The organism is Sphingobacterium sp., assembly GCF_039596235.1.
GTDB lineage: Bacteria > Bacteroidota > Bacteroidia > Sphingobacteriales > Sphingobacteriaceae > Sphingobacterium.
Genome location: NZ_JBCNKE010000002.1, coordinates 13,903 through 33,504, shown reverse-complemented (window position 1 = coordinate 33,504; position 19,602 = coordinate 13,903). Strand labels below are relative to the sequence as shown.

The window sequence follows — 19,602 nt, the reverse complement described above, 5'->3', positions numbered from 1 at the left end:
TTTAGCAGCAAATACGAAGAAATAATCAGGTTAACAATATCCTTGCATTTGATTCAGCATGTATATTTTCTGAGGGAAACTGCAATGGGGACGAAGTCTTTGCCCAATTACGGTTATAAAGTTAATCAACTATTACTTTAAGATCTATTTAAATATGGGAGCCTTTTTCGCGACGACACTGCTTGTCTCGCCTTCAATCCTCGGCCAATCTTCTGTCCAGATTACCTGATCCAACAATAGCATGCGCCGATTCCCACCTGTAGAAACGCGTGGCCGTTTAGGATCCATGGCATGATACAGCAACCAGTCATTCCCCTTATCATCGGTTATAATCCTGGAGGTATGCCCTGTCCCGACAAATTTATCATTACCCCTCAACAGTAAGGTTCCATTTCCCCTCTGGGCCAAATCACGGCCTTCCCGATCCAAATAAGGTCCCATCAACTTTTTCGATCGGCCAACGAGTACGTGGTAACTACTTTTTTCACCTTCGCAACAGGAGCCCTTCGAACCGATAAAGTAATAATAGTTTTTTCTTTTATGGATCACCACCGCTTCAAAATCGCCAGCCGCAACTTTAAATTTCTTATTTAAATCTGGTACTTGCGCCCCATCTTTATCCAGAGGTACTCCATAAGTACCTTGCGTAGCGGCATCGCTAAAACTTCCCCAGAAGAGGTAGTTATGGTCCTTTTCCCTAAAAAAATAGGGATCTATCGAATTAGGCACATCGATCGATTTACTGTCGAACAGCTTGCCCCGATCTATAAATGGCCCTTCGGGTTTGTCCGCTACAGCTACTCCGATACCTGGATTAGGGTCTCCCCAGGTGGAGTACGCATAGTACATCACATATTTTCCATTTAACAATACCACATCAGGTGCCCAGATCCCACCTGCTGACTTCCAGTTTGGTTTAGCCGAAAACGCTGTCCCGATCCAGGTCCAATGCACCAAATCTTTGGATTGCAAAATAGAAACTAGACGCTGTCCTTTGCCATCACCCCAGTTGTCCGCCGTTCCATAAGCATAAAATAATTTATTCCGCGGATTAAGTACCACCGTGGGATCCGCAAGTATCGGTTCAAAAACAGGATTTATGTAGGTTGTCTTCTTTACGGACGCCCCTGTAGTCTGTACAGCTTGCGCACCTGAACCTGAAGAACTTTTACAGGAGTTCAACAGGCACAGGCACAAAACTCCACTCCAATATTTTAGCAACATTGACTGCAACATTTTATTATTTTTATTTTATCACGATACTTCCACACATTGTATCTCGAAAATTATTTCTAAGCCGCTACAGCCTCCGTTGATGGAATTGATGGAGTCCAAGCATTGACTGACTTACTTCGTTGGCGCTTGATATAGGGCCTGATGGGCCGTATTTAATTCCGCTTCAGGCATTTTTACCACCTTACGATCATAAGTCATTAAACCATTGGTCTCCACCTCCACATCTGTCGTCTGTGTATAAACTGCAGCTGACAATCCCATGGGGATAAGTCGGGTCAGATCACGGATGAGTTGCTTATATCGTTCGAGAAGTTCGGTTTTATTTTTAAAGCTCTGGTACCCCCAGTTATCCTTTTGCTGCCAGGAATGACCATCGATCGGCAGCCCCAGTCCACCAAATTCGCCCAGTGCGAGTACCTGTTTCGCTCCAAATAATTTTGGATCCGGCATGGCTGCATCTGGATAATTATGTATATCCAATATATGACCTGTTTCCATAAAATTACCACCGCTGGCGCTGTTTACCAATCGGGAAGGATCATTGGCCATTGTCCATTCGGTAATCTCCTTTGTCTTAAACTGCCCCCAGGCTTCATTAAAAGGTACCCAAATCACAATGCTCGGGTAATTGTGCAGCACATCCATAATGGTCTTCCATTCTTTTCGGTAGTATCCTTCAGACTCCTGCGAACGTGCTTTATCCCGATTTCCACCTGATATTTTTCCAGGTTGCATATCCCAATGATTTCCCCCTAGGTCACCACTTGGCATATCCTGCCACACAAGCATACCAATGCTATCGCAATAGTGATACCAGCGCGCAGGCTCAACCTTGATATGCTTACGGATCATATTGAAACCCATTTCTTTTGTCTTGATCACATCAAATTTTAAAGCTTCATCCGTAGGGGCTGTATGCAAGCCGTCGGGCCACCAGCCCTGATCAAGTGGTCCATATTGAAAGGTAAACTTGTTGTTCAACAGCATGCGTTGTATTCCATTTTCGTCTTTTTCCATTGAAATCTTACGCATGGCAAAATAGCTTTTTGCCTGATCAATGACCTTACCCTTGCGAAGTAACTGAATTTCCAGGTCATAAAGTTTTGGATTACCCGGTGACCAGGCTTCCAAATTGTGGACAGAAAGTTCAAAATCCGCATTTGGTAACCCCACTTGCTCTTTAATCACTTGCGTTCCATTTAGTGCGCGAACTTTGATTTCATCCCCTGCCTGACTACCTGCTACTGTAGCCTGAAAGGCAAGTACACCTTCATCTAATTTTGGTGTCTGTTTTGTTTTCACAATATAAGACTTTGGTACGCTCTCCAACCATACCGTTTGCCATATCCCTGTAACGGGTGTATACCAGATACCATTGGGACGGTTAACCTGTTTACCGCGTGGCTGTGGCCCATCATCGGTAGGATCCCATACGCGAAGGGCAATTTCCTGCTTAGCTCCTTTTTTGAGATAAGAGGTCACATCCATTGTAAAAGGATCGAAACCACCTTCATGTCTTCCGACAAATTGGTTATTTACATAGACATCACATTGCCAGTCCACCGCGCCAAAATGGAGCAACACATTGTTTTTGTTGACAGATTTGTCCAAGGTAACCGTATTCGTATACCACAGGGCCTTATCCTTGCCAACTTCCTTACCTACCCCAGAAAGCGCCGATTCTATGGCATAAGGAACCAAAATATTTCCATCCCAGTGCTGAGGAATTTCTTTTGTATTTGCCGGGGTAATGGCATATTTCCATAAGCCGTTTAAATTTTGCCAGTTATTACTTCTCACCAATTGTGGTCTTGGGTATTCTGGATGGGGCTTTTCGGCTGTTACTTTTTCGCCCCAGGGCGTCAGAATGCGTGAACCAACAGGTTTCCACTCCTGCGCAAAATTCAGTTGAGCAGCCATCATCAGACTGGCAAAAAATAAGGTTTTCTTCATCATAAAAATCGTTATGTCATTTATATCATTAATTACTTTACTGTTGGAAATGCCGCAATACGTAAACGGGCGGCACCCATAGGAATCAATTCTACTTCCTGTACCGCAGCTTGACTCGCTACAGGGCTCAATGGCAATACCCCTGTCAATCCATTTTCATCAATTTTCCAACCATCAACTTTTTTTGCTTTGACCATAATGGAAATGGGTACTGCATCTGCTTCGAACGGAAAGGCATCTTTTGGCCAAGCCCGCTTGACCACCTTCAATTGATCCGGTGCTGTTAACTGATTTTGAACAAGACCATAATTCCAATCACTTGCCGGAAGGATCTCATAGGAAGGCCATTTGGCCGGATCAGCGGTTTCCTGCCATTTTGAATCGCCAATGGCTGAAGCTTTACTATCCTTCTGCACATATTTCTCCTTGATTTTCAAAGCGTAGGTCAATGGTCCCCGTTGGATACTCACCGCATTTTTATTCGCTGTCCAGGTATTCAATACAATGGACATCGGCAGCGAAAGTTCAACCTGATCGTTATCTTTCCATTTTCGATCAATCCGGATATACTTTGCCCCCAATTCAACCTTTTCTGTCTTTCCATTAATTTTGATCTGCGCCTGTTTTGCCCAAGCCGGAATCCGTAAGTAAAATGGGAAATCAATTGTCTTTCCATTTGTTCCGATGACAAAGCGAATAGCTTCTTCAAATGGATAATTAGAGCTTTGTTGAATTCGGATCTTTTGATTATTTCCGACCTTAATATCCGCATTGGATGCAGCATATAATACCGCGGCAACACCATTATCGTTTGTTGCCATATAGAGATGCTCCGCATAATACGGCCATCCCTGACTATGGTTGTGCTGGCAACAACGTGAACTAAATGGATTCATCATCAAAAATGGACCATTGTTATCAATGCCCGGAGCATGATTGTGGCTATCGCTAATGCTCATATTGGGGCTGGTAATATAACGTAGTGCCTTAAAATCGGCAGTTACGGCTGCGGGATAGGTATTGAAGGCCACATCTTCGGCATGATCAGCCCAAAAAGGATCTCCTGTTATCCCCAGCAGGATCTCATTGGAAGCCATTTGTTCAACCATACCACAGGTTTCGACGCCTTGCCTAGGGTCGGTATACCCTGGGCGGGCATTTTCATCAGCACCAAACATGCCACCCGGCACCTGACCGAATACCTGTCTGACAAAGTGAAAATTAGCATAGGTCGCCTTCAGGTCGTCATTTGATTGGCTCTTAAGATAGTAGGTAGCCGGTTCCCTGAAACACTGTGCGATATTGACATTGTGCCAATTGGGTAAATCATTCTTTTGTCGCCAATTTGCTGTATTGCGATGGATTTTATCGGCCAAGTCCATCAACCATTCATTCCCTTGTGTCCTATTATAAAGCCAATAGACTGACAATAAATTGTCTCCACCACGACTGTTCTCCCAATAATCTTTTAGAAAAAAACTATCCGGTAAACTTGCCTGCCACCTAAAATAATTGGTCATCAAGGTCAGAACACGCTGATCAGCACTATATTCGTAATAGGACTGCAGACACCAAAGCATAATCATATTACCCCATAAATCCGGTTTATTATTGCGCAGGATCAGGGGGCCAAAATAACCATCTGGCCTTTGGCTTTTAATTGCTGCTTCCAACCATATTTTTGATTCCGCTATTATTTTAGGATCTTTCAGAATATAGCCCAGATTTGCATAACCTTTCAACCAATAGGGAACTTCCTCCCAGCCGTAATCACCTTTTCCATCCGAACTCAACCAGGCATTGTTTTTTTTGGATAACCATGCACTAATCTCACCCAAATGTCCGGTAAGGCCGTTTTTCTGTAATTCCAAATATTTTCCCAACCAACCTTGAGGAACAATGCTACCAACAGGTAGTTTCAGCAGGGCATTCTGCTTTAACGGTAAACGGTTATTAATATAGTTTAGATTCTTCCCTTCAACTGGCAGCTGATCAACAGCGATTACAGCACTGCTTTGCGCTGAACTTAGAAAACAAATCCCAATTAAATAAGATAATAGGCCTAGTTTTTTCGTCATGATTGGCTTGATTAGTTTTATAACTGATTATCCAAATTTAAGTTTTAATCAATGAGTTGGATGATTGATTTTTCTCAAAACACTGCCTATTTGTATCAATAAAAGGAAGCACATCTCTATCGAGATGTACTTCCAAAACCAATCATTATAAATATGTATTATTTTACCGAAAAACGATACAGTGATTTCGTTTGATAAACTTGTCCCGGGCTTACAACTGTTGTTGGAAACTTGGGTTGATTTGGGGCGTCAGGAAAATGCTGTGGTTCGAGACAGAAAGCTGTTCGGAAAGCATCCTTTTTCCCGTTTTTCAACTGCACTTGCTCATTCATAAAATTGCCACTATAGAATTGGATCCCCGGTTCACTTGTCAAAATATCCATCACAATACCGGATTTATCCCCTACAACATGTGCAGCTTTATACCACTCCCCTTCTTTTTCTTTGTTCAAGACAAAGTTATGGTCATAACCTTTTCCATAACCGAGTTGCTTATCGTTGATATTGATATCTTTTCCGATCGCTTTGGGCGAAGTAAAATCAAAAGGAGTCCCCTTCACCGCTACCAATTGGCCGGTTGGTATCAATGTACTGTCAACAGGTGTATATTGATTGGCAAACAATTGAAGTTGATGGTCCAGTATTGTACCACTACCCTCACCGTTCAGATTAAAGTAAGCGTGATTCGTTAAGTTAATGACAGTCTTTTTATCGGTTTCGGCACGGTAAGCAATCATCAGTTCATTGTTGTCATTCAGCGAATAGGTAACTTCCATCTGAATATTGCCTGGAAAGCCCTCCTGTCCATCCGGTAAGGTATAGGCGAAAGTAAGGGAAGATTGATCAGCCTTCTTTAAGGTCCAATGTGCAAAATGTACGCCCTTAAAACCGCCATGCAAGGTATTCGGGCCATTATTCACCGCCAATGTATAGCTTTTGTCATCCAATTTAAATTTCCCTTTTGCAATCCGATTGCCAAAAGGCCCCACAATTGTTCCAAAAAAGGGTTCTTTGGGATTATTGTAATCACTGGCCTTCGCGAATCCCAAAACCACATCACACAATTCTCCCTTGTTGTCGCGCACCCAAAGGCCTACCAGGCGTGCTCCATAATTTGTAAAATAGGCCTGTACACCATTCTTATTTGTTAATTCGTATAAATAGACTTTTTTCGTATCAATCGTTGTGCTAAATGATGAAGTGTCCATCAAGGCTGCTACAGTGTCGTTTGGGGTGATTTTTGAACTATTCGTTTGCTGACAAGACAGGCAATAATAGCTAAGTATACCGGAAATACCCAGCAACATCAATTTTCCTTTCATTTGTTATGATTTAATGGTTTATAATCTTTATTGAATGACAAATGTGTTGTTTTCTATATTTTTTATAATTTTATTGGTTACAATACAAATACTAAAATCCTAATTTTTTTTATTTTTTTGGGATTAAATTGTTTCAATTTTGAGCTATTTTGTATCAATAACCAAATGATCATGATCAACCTAAAGCCGATCCTTTTTCTATCTTTCTTGTTGCTGTTTCCTTTTCTGATCCAGGCACAACCCTATTACTTCAACCATTATCAGATCAATGAAGGGCTTTCAAACAATGCGGTGATCTGTAGTATGCAAGATAGTTATGGATTTCTCTGGTTTGGCACGAAGGATGGCTTAAATCGATTTGATGGAAATAGTTTCAAACATTTTGATTCCTCGGCTTCCGACAAGAATAGTTTAGGCGGCAATAACATTATCTCCCTCAAGGAGGATTTCAAAAAAAGAATCTGGATTGGTACGGATCAGGGGATCTATTGTTACAATCCCATCGATGAACAGTTTAAGTTATTAAGCAAACAGTTTGAGCATGCGGATGTACCCGTTATCATTACGGACCAAAGAAAGAGGATCTGGTTTATATCCAATGGGATGCTCTACTACCACAATCTGATCAACAACGAAATCAAACAGATTACCACAGCTGATCTTTATATTACCGCAGTAAGCTGTACAAAAAATGGAACCATCTTCTATGGTACTCCAGAAGGTAAAATCTTCCAGATCAATAGTTCGGACCAACCCTCACTCTTATTGGATTTTCAGGTAAAATATGGTTCAAAAGATTGGTTCAGTATAGAAAAAATCACGGAGAACCGTAAGGGGGAACTTATGATCGGCACCTCTAAATCTGGTGTTTATGTTTACGATTTTAAGGAAAAAACGCTAAAATCTATGCTTGGTCCGGACCGGCTCAAGCAATTCCTTTATGTCCGGGATATCCTCCAACCGAATGATACGGAATATTGGTTTGCGACCGAATCAGGCTTATTTATTTACCAAATTGCTGACCAGAGCTTTATCAATATCCAAAAAGAACCGGAAAATCCATGGGGTATTTCTGACAACGCGGTTTACAATATCCTGCAGGACAAAGATCAGGGAATCTGGATCGGTACTTACTTTGGTGGAGTCAACTACTATCACAAGAACAACAGCATTATCGAAAAGTTTTTACCTCAGGACAAACCCGGCAGCTTAACAGGTTCTGTTGTACGTATCATTACCAAAGATCCGACAGGCAAGGTCTGGATCGGAACCGAAAATGGGGGACTGTCCAAGTTAGATCCCAGTTCAGGACAGATTCAAAATTTTTCTGAGAAAAAGGGAAATCTGGCGAACAATAATATTCATGGAATCCTGCCCTTTGACAATAAATTATTGGTTGGTACTTTCGTCAATGGATTAGATATTTTCGATCCGATACAGGAAAAAGTTGTTTACCATATTGATCGAAATAGTTCTCCGAATCCCGATCTACAGAGTAACTTTCTCTTTTACCTATATAAAACGAAGAAGGGGGAAATTTTGGCTGCTTCCACCCGAGGTCTGTATCGTTTTGATTTCGCCAATAAATCGTTTCATTTGATACGCAGCGTTCCGGAATATATGTTTTATACAACTCTGCTCGAAGATAAACAGGGAAATATCTGGTTAGGTACCTGGCGAGATGGCTTATATTGCTATAATCCCAATAATGGAAATCTCAAGCATTATACGCATCAAAAGGATAATCCGAACTCACTTCCGAACAACCGTATCAATAGTCTATTTGAAGATTCTAAAAAACAGATCTGGATTGCTACAGAAGGTGGTATGGCGAAAAAAATTCCCACAGGTGAAGGTTTTGAAAAGATTGGTATAAATGAAGGGATGCCCAGTAATGTGATCTTGGCCATTCTTGAAGATCAACAAAACAATCTTTGGGTAAGTACTTCCAAAGGGCTCGTCCGTTATCACCTATTGAATGGAAAAAAAAGAATTTTTAACTTGGAATCTGGCCTACCTTCGATTCAGTTTAATTACAACTCTGCATTTGATGATGGTGATGGTCGTTTTTACTTTGGCACAATCAATGGTTTGATCCGTTTCGACCCAAAAAAACTCAATCAGATCAATTATAATACCCGGATTCCGATTTATGTCACCAACCTTTACATCAATAACAGAGCAATCAATCAGTATACAGACGGACATATCCTTTCGAAATCAATTTTATTTACGGATAAGATTCAATTGAAACATGATGAATCGTCGTTTAGTCTCGATGTGGCAGCACTTCATTATCAAGCTCCCCATTCTGTCCATTACAGCTATAAGATGGAAGGCCTCGATAACAATTGGGTGGATATCACCGGCAATCAACGGGTGTATTTCACTAAACTCGCCCCCGGAAGCTATGTTTTTACCGTCAAAGCTGAAGATCCCAATGGAAATGTCATTCCCACTACTGCAAGTCTTAAAATTGTTATTCTGCCGCCTATCTGGGCAAGTATACCAGCCTATATCTGCTATGCGCTGATTCTCATTGGACTGCTTATATTTATTATTTATCATTTTAATGAAAAGATAAAACTACGTAACCGCCAACATTTGCTGACGGTGCAGAATCTTCGGGAACAGGAGCTCTATCGGGCGAAAATCAATTTTTATACGGATGTAGTGCATGAGATACGTACACCATTAACATTGATCAAGGCGCCTTTGGAAAAACTCATGGCCAAAGTCGAGCACAATCCGGTAACGGATAAGCTACTGTCGACCATGCAGAACAATACGGAAAAACTAATTGCACTCAGTAATGAGTTACTGGATTTTAGACAGGTCGAAACTGAAGGTTTTAAATTAGATTTTGAGCTGGCGAATATTAGTCAGATGGTACAAAAAATCAGCAACGATTTTGGTGTCACTATTCAAGCGCAGGGAAAGAGCATGCAAGTTTCCATCAGTCCCGATATCATTGGATTCGTTGCGATAGATGCCTTTGATAAGATCTGTTCTAACTTGTTCAGTAATGCACTAAAATACTCTTCACAGGTCATTGAAGTGAATTTAGCGGTGGATAAACAGAAAAATATTGCTATATTGACCGTGAAAAACGATGGCGCATTAATTCCTTCGGAGGAAAGGGAAAGAATTTTCGAACCATTCAATCGCTTAAAACAAAACAAGAACATTCCAGGCAGTGGTTTAGGCCTGGCGTTAACGAGATCCCTGGTCTTAAAACATCAGGGCAGTTTAGTGTATGATGTTGAAAATTTTCGATGGAATGTATTCCGCCTAAAGTTACCGCTAAACCACAACTCAAACCAATAATTATGAATGCAAAAGCCAATTTATTAGTGGTAGATGACCATGCTGAATTACTTGAATTTATTGCAGATGACCTCAATGAGGATTACCATATCACCACCAGTACAAATGGAAATGAGGCCTTGGACCTACTTGCATCTGAATACTTTGATTTGATCATCAGCGACGTGATGATGCCCGAGATGGATGGCTATGAACTCTGTCAAAAAATTAAAGAAAATATCGCTTACGCACATATTCCTGTTATTCTATTAACAGCAAAAAACAGCATAGAATCAAAGATTCAAGGCCTGGAATATGGTGCTGATGCATATATCGAAAAACCTTTTTCGCCCGCATTTCTACGGGCACAAATTGCCAGCTTGCTGAAAAATAGAATTAAAGTCAAGGAATTTTTCGTCAAGAATCCGATGTCCCAAATCCAGCAAATCGGACAGAACCAAAACGATCAGGATTTCCTGCTCAGGATAGAGGAAATCATTATGCAACATTTGGATGACCCGCAATTTAATGTCGATAGAATGGCGGATATACTCTGCATGAGTAGACCAACACTGTATCGAAAAATCAATATGGTGTCGAGCCTGTCGCCAAATGAGTTAATCAATTTGACCCGGCTTCGGAAAGCGGCGGAACTACTTAGTTTACGACAATACAAGGTCTACGAAATTTCCAATTTATTAGGCTATAGTTCGGCGACACATTTTTCCCGAAATTTCCAAAAACAATTTGGACTCAGCCCGACGGAATTCCAGGAATCGCAATCGAAATAATATTCTTTTTGATGGTAGCTTTGATTAAAATTGCTATTTCGGTTAAAAATATACGCACTTTCGAACGGAAAATTTAACAGTGGATCATTGTAGCTATCTGATTGAAACAATCGCAAAGAACCTGCCTTGAAAAAGGTTCAGGCTGGTATTCTGAATTCAGTTGTTCACAAAAAAACCAGATCCATTCGGATCTGGTCTTTTGCTATCAGATTCGGCAACTAAGTCTATTTCGTATTAAGTTTACCGCATCGTCTTTGATATCGTCCTTTTTATATGGACAGCACACTCTCTTTCATCATACTAAAATTCAAGCGATCTAACATGCTACCATTTGATATCCACGTATACGCCCTCGGGGCTATTTTCAAATTCCAGCAGATAGGTTTTTGTTTTTGTATCCCAATTTGCTTCTGCAAAAACTTCCTTTTTATCCACGACAAGACTCTTGGGTTTGCCGGGTAATAATATCCGCGAAATGTTTGTGGTATTGATGGGGCTTTTGGCCGTAAATGAGTATTGACGCCCAGTCGATTTTTCATCGTAAATACGATTTGCCGATGCCAATACCTGCGGCTTTTGTTTATTTGCAACACGATCTATATTGACAAACAGGCACTGTTCATTCGGTTGGATATTTTTGGAAGTAACAATCGGTAGAGTCGGATCAAAAAGATCGATTAAATTCCCCTTTACCCGATAAGGTTGATTGCTTACACTCTCATCCAATACAGCGATCAGGTCATAAATACCCCTTGTCAATGTAAAATAGTTTTTAAATTGAAGTTTCCCGGATTTGCCCTTAGCTTCGTAAAGACTTTTAGTCAGGTCCAACAGTTTCTGACTGTTGTTTGGCTTGACAACAAATTCTTTGGGATCTGAGCGCAACACATACAAAGTACCTTTCCCGTAGCTATATTGTCCCTCCTTTGGCATCCCGTCACGCAGGCCCATTTTTTCAAATAAATGATCTGATGGTCTTTGATATTGCTTGCCATTTGTATTCCACCATTCCTGTACGGACTGAAAGGGATCGAGATCTGTCGCACAATATATAATTACACCCCCATTTTTTACCCAGTCCGCTAGATATTGATGGGCCTCGGGCGCCAAGGGTTTCATATTGGAATACGACATCAGCAGTACCTTGGTCTCAGCTAAGGCATTCTTGACCGCTAAATTCTCCAGGTGAACTGTTTTAACAGGAACACCACGTTTTAAGAAAGGAAGAGCAAGCCCGTAAAAGTTGGCCAATTGCGGATCGTCGTATCCGGCATGCGTCGGAAAACGTTGGAACATCAGTGAATTTGCCAACAGGATGCTGATCCCTGTCGATCCGGACACTTTACTGTTCGTTTTGGGCATGCTATTCAGACTATTGATCATCACCTGCATCTGGGTCGAATAATGCCGTGGTATTTTTTCTTTTTGGTCACTCTTGGCACTTGTCTTATACAATCCTTCATAAATACGTTCGGGCCAGGGCATGACTTCATAATCGGCGATATTCGGATATAAAAGTTGTGCGGCAAAAGTCGCTTGGTAATTTTTCTTGTAATCTGCCCAATCACGAGGCCAATCTTCGATCGGATCCGTCAGAAAAAACATCTTTCGTCCAGTCGGTGCTGTCATGGATTCCATTGCACCGTATTCTAAAAATGCCGTTTCGAAAACACGTTCTTTCGCCACACCATTAAAATAATTGGGTTCACGTGAAGTCCCAGTCCATACCTGTGCGATATACCCATCGACACAAGGTAGCGTGGCTAAACTTGCCTCAGGGCTGACAATCATCCATTGTGAATAATTGATCAACGAATGGGTGGGCACATAACATTTCACATCCATCCCTTTGGTTTTCCCATAAGATTTGGCGTAAGTAAAGACTTCATTCAATGCATTGAGGTACAAAGCGTACTTTAATTTATTGGATAAGTAGGTATTCTCAGGCGATTCGTGCTGTGGGCGCCAATCAAAACCGTAATACTTTTTCCATTCTTTCTTAAACGATTCGCTATAACCTGCCCTTGCCCAAAATTCGGGCTCCTCCATAAAAATGGCGTCAATCCCCGCATCAATAACACGTTTGATATGCATCTCCTTGATATATTTCAAATAATTTTGAGTAGGAACAATATAGGGAACCATGTGACCGTGCCAGATGGTATCACCTTTTACATCGACTTGCCCCTCATCCAGATGCATTTTCCCATCCCATTTTCCCGTAAAATAATCCTGATATTCTCCCCAGGCAATACCCGTCATAAAATGCGTAATATATCCCCTATCACGCCAGGATTTTACCCGTTCTTCAAAAGGAATTTTTCGGGATTTGTCTGAAGGGTTTCCCCCTGTTCCATATATCATGACAGCATCTGCACGATTGTCAATTGTTGGGCGCCATTCTCGGGAGCTCTGAAAGGTCGTCTTCACAGGATCTCCTTTTTGAGCGGTCGCTGTTAGCGCTACCAACAACATTAAAGCGAGTATATTCGTTTTTACCATAATCTGTTGTTGATTTTTCAGCTATAAAAAATATTGATTGAACATCTGTAATCCTTACTTTTAAAAGAGCAGGCGGCTCTTTTTGATTGCCCAAATGGAACCGTCTCTAATTTAAGATTCATTTTCATCCAAATGGTCTTAAACAGGACGGTTCAACATAAGTATTGGTCCCGTTATGGGATATCGACTCGTTTGGCCACATTGTAGTTCCACCTACGATTGCCCGTTCCACGCGGAGTGTCGTAGTTGATACGAGAGGCTGCTCGCACAAAGACCGTACGTCCTTTTGGAATTTCGCCGGTGGACACAATATCAATGACCTGCCCTAACTTTGTTTTGAAGCTGTCACCACTGTATTCGATTTTGCTCGACCAGCGTTCATCTCGTGCACGATACCCAACCGTAGAGGAATAGCTAACAAAGAGCTGTACATCTGTAACATTTAAAAAATCTGGATTATAGTTTCCCAGTGGCTCGATCTTATCGCGAAAAAATTGCTCAGTTACGGCACGGGTAACCTTGACTTTCGCCTTTATCTTGCCATTTTCAACAACTGGATCGCCAACCCATTCTATTTTAAGAAAGGGGTGAACTTCCATTTTTATGTCATGTGAACCATTCAGCTCCATATTTTTGCTATCGTCTGACAGCACCTTACCATCTCCATCTGTACGTACCAAAGGTATAAAAGGGCCATCTACGGTGATATTATAATTTCCCTTAAACAGTTTTGTGTTTTGAAATGTTCCGTCGGGCATGCAATAGAAGTCAGGATTGTGCTCCACATTATCTCCCCAACTAAGCTCAGTCAATCGAACGCGGATCCCCTCACTGCCCTGATCTGTCAATACAGGTTCGCCCGTTTGTGCATCGACGACTATGCCCTTCAATTCAACGGAGGGGGCTTCGTAGTTATCTGCCTCAAAAAGACTACACGAACTCAACATACATAGTATGCCTAATACGCTTAAAATACTATTTTTCATTTGTTATACGTTTTGTGGTGGCACGGTTTCTTAGTGTTTATTCCTAATTTCCGATACTTTCATTTTTTCCACCAGTTATTGTTTTATTAAATTTCACTCCTTCCCGACAAGCTGTGCTGGGACATTAACATACTCAGCACAACTTCTTGTCTATCGATTAGGCTGTTGATCTATTACCTGACTTTTAGCCACTTCGTCGCCTGGTATTTCAAAATAATAGTCTACAGGTGTGTACCGAAACGTTTTGGTGCTTACCCATTGGAAGCGTGCATCAAAGAAGTATTTCCCTGTTGCTGTGGAAAAAAACGGATACAGTCCCCTAAATCTAAAATTCTCATTGTTACTGTATAGATTTTTGTCCTTTTGTGTTCCCCAGAAACCGTCGCGTCCTTCAAAATGCAGTACGCGCCAACGACGTAAATCCCATTTCGCCTTGTGTTCAAATGCAAGTTCTTTGCGACGCTCTCTTCGAACGATATCTCGGCCTGTATTATCTCCTGAAATTGTGCCTGTCAATAGATCTGCGCCCGCACGTGTACGAATTTCATTAACTGCAGTCGTCGCTGTTTGCAGCAGATCACTTCCATCTGCCGGACTAGCACCCAACATTTTGAGTTCAACGGCTGCTTCGGCGGCATTCAATAATACTTCCGCGTAACGCATCAAAATAAAAGGTTGGTCAGATTTCCCTTCTCCGACTTCTTTTGCTGGATTTGTATTGAGCCATTTACGGACATAAAAGCCTGTTAATGTTGCTTCGCCGTTATCAAAGAAGGGTCCTTCGTTACCGGCAGCATTCATTTTTTTTCCATTATAATCAACAGTTTGCTGTCCACTACCTTCTCTTGGACTCAGATGTAAAGTCTTTGGGGACCCCGTATAAGCGCCCAGCTGCTGATAACGCGTATCCGCTGTAGCATAGGAATAATCTGAAAACAAAGGCTTTATAGGAGTTTGACCGGTATAAATCCCTGCGCGTATATCCATTTTTCTTTCTTTGAAGATATCATCCGGAAAAATAACATAAGCACGTAAACGGGGTTCGGCGTTTTTAAAGAAATCCATAGGTTTATCGTATAACTTATATTCGCCATCCTTATTGCTCTGTCCAGTAGTCACTTTGATTGTTCCATCGGAATACTTGTCAAATCCATCAAACAGTTCCATAAAATCTACTGTAGGACAGGTACCTGCCGAAAGTGGTGATCGAAAGGTGAAGGGGGAACTAAATGCATCAAAACTATGTGTCAATGTCGGATAGACGTATTCTTTAACGTAGATATTTTCAGGACTACTGAGGTCACTAAACATATCCACCATATTTTGATATTGTGCCTCTTTATCGTTCGCTGCCCATTTCTTTTTATACAGAGAATAGCCTCCCGCTGTTATTACCTGTCGGGCGGCGGCGTAAGCTTCTGCAAAGTACTTTTGTGAAGCTGCTTTTGCTCTAGCGGCATCGAAACCGATAACCCGTACACCAGTTTTTCTTCCGAGGCCTGTCAAGCGACCAGAAACAGTTTCGTTGTATTTGGCCACACTTCCTGCGTAGAGCATAGCTTCGGATTTAAAAGAAAGGGCTACGAACTTATTGGAATATCCTGTTTTGGGACTCTTTGCCATGAGTAACTTAATGGCTTCATCATAATCTTTCAAGATCTGATTCCAGGTGTCTTCCTCACTGGAACGAGGTATTTCCAGATTATCCAAGGTATTCGGATATTGTAGTTCTTTCGTCACCAAAGGTATCCCTCCAAAACGTCGCGCCATGGCATAAAATACTGTTGCCCGAACGTAATATCCTTCGCCCAGATAATGATTATAAAGTTCTTCTGAAAATTTGTCCTTGTAATTGGGCAGGGTTTCAATTAGATGATTTGCATCGCGAAGTAATTCGAATGCTCTTCCCCAATAAGCAGTCCTTTCACCTGTAAAAGATGTACTAATACCATCCCTGGTCACAGCTTCTCCCGTTCCTTCAATGCCAATGGCAGCCAGCCAGCCGTTGAATTCGATACCCCATTGTGCCATGTATTTGAAATCTTCAAAAGGCATAAGACTGTACATCCTGGCCATATAAATATCCATACCCGCTGGTGTATTCAATAGGTCTTGATCCGTTACAATATTTTTAGGTGTAATATCTAGATCAGCGCAACCTGTAAGTCCGATTGAGCCAACTAGTGATAGTATAATGAGTATTTTTTTCATTGGAATATTTTTTTTGGTGCTAAAAAGTGAGCGATAAACCTAATGTATAGGTCTTATTCAATGGATACATACGACCTAGGTTATCATCAGGATGCTCAGGGTCCACAAACCGTACACCTGTTATTGTGAATAGATTATAGGCATTCGCGTACACGCGTAAACGCATCGTCGACGAAGGCTTTAGATTTGAGAAAGTATATCCTAGTTCCACACTCTTCAATCTCAAGTAAGCTGTACTGACGCGATTGAATTCAGAATTTGATTTTGGATATCTACCCGTAAATCCATAGTAGCCTTTCACCCATTCTGTCGCTGGGTCATAAGGATCAGCCATGGGATTTACAGGATGCCAACGATCAAGGTACTGCTCTAAGGTTCCGCCACCATTCGATCCCCAGATCGCATAAAGCGGTTCTTTGTATTCCATCGAACCCAAAGCCGATCCCTGAAACAATATATTCATATCGAAATTCTTATAAGCTGTTTCGAGATTCATGCTATAGTTAAGCCATGGAGTCTGATCAAAGGCAAAAGGATGTTCATCTTGACCATTGATTTCGCCATCACCATTCCAGTCCAGGTATTTATAGTCTCCGGGTAACACATCACGTTCCTTATAAATCGGATAGCTCCAGATATCTTCCCAATTCTCAAATCTTCCAGCCGATTCGTAACCAAATTGAATCCCTTGATATCTATTATTGAAATTGTCATTGCGCCAACGGTCATACGAATTTTTATAAGGACCATTTTGAACAGCAGTCAAGTACTTATTTCTGGTCACAGTAGCTATAGCTCGAACATTATATGAGAAATCATTGATTTTATTGCGATGTTTCAATTCCAATTCCAATCCCATGTGGCGATCGCTATTGGCATTTTCCATCGGAGCCGTAGCGCCAATTACGGTTGGAAATTCACTCGTGCGACGTTGAAATAGCCCCGATCGCGTGCGTTCAAAATAATCCAATGTAAAACCAAACAGCCCATTCCATCCTTCGAAATCTAAACCAACATTGAAGGTTTTCGCTTTATACCAAGTAATTAATTCATTGGCAATGGCTTTTCGACTTACCCCGGTAATGTATTTATCCCCGAAAATGTATCCTGGCGCATACTGATTATTGTAACCATTTTCAGCATTTCCGCTCGTCGCAGGATATACATAGCCGGGTACCCAACCAAAATCCCAAGAAGAGGATAGGTCATCCCCTAACACACCATAGCTACCTCGGAATTTTAGTTGATTGACAAAGGAAAGCGCGTCAATAGATTTGAAAAATGGTTCCTCGGATATCCGCCACCCCAAAGAAGCCGAGGGAAAAAATCCCCATTGATGTCCTTTGGCAAAACGGGAGGAGCCGTCATATCTAAATTGGAATTCGGCAATATATCTGCCTGCAAAATCATAATTAACCCGTCCGAATAGCGCTGACTTGGCTTCATTGTAATAGTCATTGATACCACCATACATGGAAGTCATCTGACCATCTTCTACACCAGCGAGCAATTGATCGGAACCGAAGGCAAGATTTTTCAGTCCATAAAAGTTATCGCCAGCGTTCTTTTGTGATTCCCATCCCACAAGTCCTGATACTTTATGCTGATCGCCAAAGGTGCGATCATAATTCAATATCAATTGACCTAAAACCTGTTGTTTATCAAAAAACTCCCGTTTCATTTGATTTGGGCTACTCAAATTATAGAGTTTCTGATCATATTTATTGGTCGTTTTATTCAAGGCATATTGATAATATTCCTTTCTGAACATAGCATTGTTATCTGCACGGTAATCATAACCAACCAATGCCTTTGCGGAAAACCCTTTAAGAAACGGAGATAAATTGCTCAGGTCATAATTCAATGCAGCTGAGGACTGAAAGGTTTTCTTTTTGAATTTGCGATAACCAGAAATATCCGCGTCCATCATCGCTACGGTATTTTGCTCCAAGTCCAACCCTTCATAATTTAACAGGGTATTTTCGGGATCAGCATACGCGGCAAACAACATGCCCTGTTTCCAATAGTTTCTAATAATGTCAACCGAACTTGTGTAGGGGCTATTTTGCTGATCGGCCATCCCACTGATGTTCAAATCCAATTTCAATCCCTTGGCCAATTCTGCTGAGATATTCGAACGCAAATTGTATTTATTGTAGTTGAGATCACCCGATTTAAAGAAGCCTTGTTGATAGGAATAGCCACCACCAATGTAGTACTGCACCTTATTGCCTCCCCCCGAAAAACTGACGTCATGTTGTGTCTGCGGCGCATATTTTGAAAAGACCAATGAGGTCCAATCCGACGAGCGTCTTGTTCCATTTCTAAAATCTTCAAAATCTTTTTCGGTATACACGGGACTTCCACCATTGATGTTGTTCATGGATTTCTCATTGTAAATCGTCATAGCACTAATCGCATCGGCCAATACCGGCATACCGGAAGGCTTTTGGAAAGTATAGGAGCCATTATAGCTGACTGTGGTCTTCCCTTCTTTTCCCTTTTTGGTTGTAACCAATACCACACCATTTGCGGATCGTACACCATAGATGGCAGCTGAAGCATCTTTTAATACCGAAACATCTTCAATATCGCTGGGATTCAGGCGCTGAAAATCTTCGCTTGTCCGTGGTACGCCGTCGATCACGACCAATGGGGCGCCAAGCCCACGAATGTCGAAATTTGCACTATAAGTACCTGGTTCTGCACTTTTCTGCCATACGCGTACACCAGCCACACGACCGGTCAGCATGTTCTGCGGATTTTCATTCTTTGTCTGCCTCATTTCCGTTCCCTTTACGGATGCGATAGCACCAGTCAGCGATTGCTTCCGCTGTGTACCGTAACCCACGACAACAACAGTCTCCAATTGGGTATCATCGTTTTCCAGGACAACATTAATTGTGGTTTTCCCATCTGTAATCTCTTCCTTCGCACTAAAACCTAACGATTTAAATAAAAGCTTCTTCCCTTCTGGAACTACGATCGTATAACTACCATCTGCGTTGGTTGTGGTTTCCATGCGTGTACCCGCATTCTGAACAGAAACCGTTACTCCAGCGATAGGCTTATTGTTACTATCCAGCACCTTTCCGCGGACATTTTTCTGCTGCGCCCAACTTATGGACGGAATACCCAGCGCCATCAGCACAAGCAATGTGCTAAGTCGCTGCCTTGATTTCCCTAAATCCTTTTTCATCTGTATAATTTGGTTTGT

Annotated in this window: 10 protein-coding genes; 2 read left to right on the top strand and 8 right to left on the bottom strand. The window is 41.6% G+C overall.

Going from position 1 to position 19,602, the window contains the following annotated elements; all coding sequences use genetic code 11:
• Nucleotides 1-144 precede the first annotated feature (144 nt).
• The 4 genes from ABDW32_RS04170 to ABDW32_RS04155 all read right to left on the bottom strand — a co-directional run bounded on the left by ABDW32_RS04170 (nucleotide 145) and on the right by ABDW32_RS04155 (nucleotide 6,589).
• A complete protein-coding gene (locus tag ABDW32_RS04170; RefSeq protein ID WP_343559730.1) occupies nucleotides 145-1,224 on the bottom strand; it encodes a family 43 glycosylhydrolase in 1,080 nt (359 codons plus the stop codon).
• A 123-nt stretch (nucleotides 1,225-1,347) separates the two neighbouring features.
• Nucleotides 1,348-3,192 (bottom strand): sugar-binding domain-containing protein, encoded by a 1,845-nt coding sequence (locus ABDW32_RS04165; protein ID WP_343559727.1) that lies wholly within the window; start codon nucleotides 3,190-3,192, stop codon nucleotides 1,348-1,350.
• Nucleotides 3,193-3,221: 29 nt separating this feature from the next.
• Complete coding sequence (locus ABDW32_RS04160) at nucleotides 3,222-5,267, bottom strand: beta-L-arabinofuranosidase domain-containing protein (protein WP_343559725.1); 2,046 nt, start codon at nucleotides 5,265-5,267, stop codon at nucleotides 3,222-3,224.
• Between the two features lie 158 nt (nucleotides 5,268-5,425).
• Nucleotides 5,426-6,589: an aldose epimerase family protein gene (locus ABDW32_RS04155; protein WP_343559721.1), complete on the bottom strand. Its 1,164-nt coding sequence runs from the start codon at nucleotides 6,587-6,589 to the stop codon at nucleotides 5,426-5,428.
• A gap of 171 nt (nucleotides 6,590-6,760) precedes the next feature.
• Between ABDW32_RS04155 and ABDW32_RS04150 the strand changes: the two genes are divergently transcribed.
• Nucleotides 6,761-9,916, top strand: coding sequence for a two-component regulator propeller domain-containing protein (locus tag ABDW32_RS04150; protein WP_343559719.1), 3,156 nt, complete (start codon nucleotides 6,761-6,763; stop codon nucleotides 9,914-9,916).
• 2 nt (nucleotides 9,917-9,918) lie between these two features.
• Nucleotides 9,919-10,686 carry a response regulator gene (locus ABDW32_RS04145; protein ID WP_343559717.1) on the top strand — a complete coding sequence of 256 codons (768 nt, stop codon included), beginning with the start codon at nucleotides 9,919-9,921 and terminating at the stop codon, nucleotides 10,684-10,686.
• A 324-nt stretch (nucleotides 10,687-11,010) separates the two neighbouring features.
• On the opposite strand, the gene ABDW32_RS04140 is transcribed toward ABDW32_RS04145, so the two are convergent.
• From ABDW32_RS04140 to ABDW32_RS04125, 4 genes are all read right to left on the bottom strand, one after another.
• On the bottom strand, nucleotides 11,011-13,188 hold the full coding sequence (locus ABDW32_RS04140) for a hypothetical protein (protein WP_343559714.1): 2,178 nt from the start codon (nucleotides 13,186-13,188) through the stop codon (nucleotides 11,011-11,013).
• Nucleotides 13,189-13,361: 173 nt separating this feature from the next.
• Nucleotides 13,362-14,174, bottom strand: coding sequence for a DUF3823 domain-containing protein (locus ABDW32_RS04135; protein WP_343559711.1), 813 nt, complete (start codon nucleotides 14,172-14,174; stop codon nucleotides 13,362-13,364).
• 150 nt (nucleotides 14,175-14,324) lie between these two features.
• Nucleotides 14,325-16,385, bottom strand: coding sequence for a RagB/SusD family nutrient uptake outer membrane protein (locus ABDW32_RS04130; RefSeq protein ID WP_343559708.1), 2,061 nt, complete (start codon nucleotides 16,383-16,385; stop codon nucleotides 14,325-14,327).
• A 19-nt stretch (nucleotides 16,386-16,404) separates the two neighbouring features.
• Nucleotides 16,405-19,584: a TonB-dependent receptor gene (locus tag ABDW32_RS04125; protein ID WP_343559706.1), complete on the bottom strand. Its 3,180-nt coding sequence runs from the start codon at nucleotides 19,582-19,584 to the stop codon at nucleotides 16,405-16,407.
• Nucleotides 19,585-19,602: the final 18 nt, after the last annotated feature.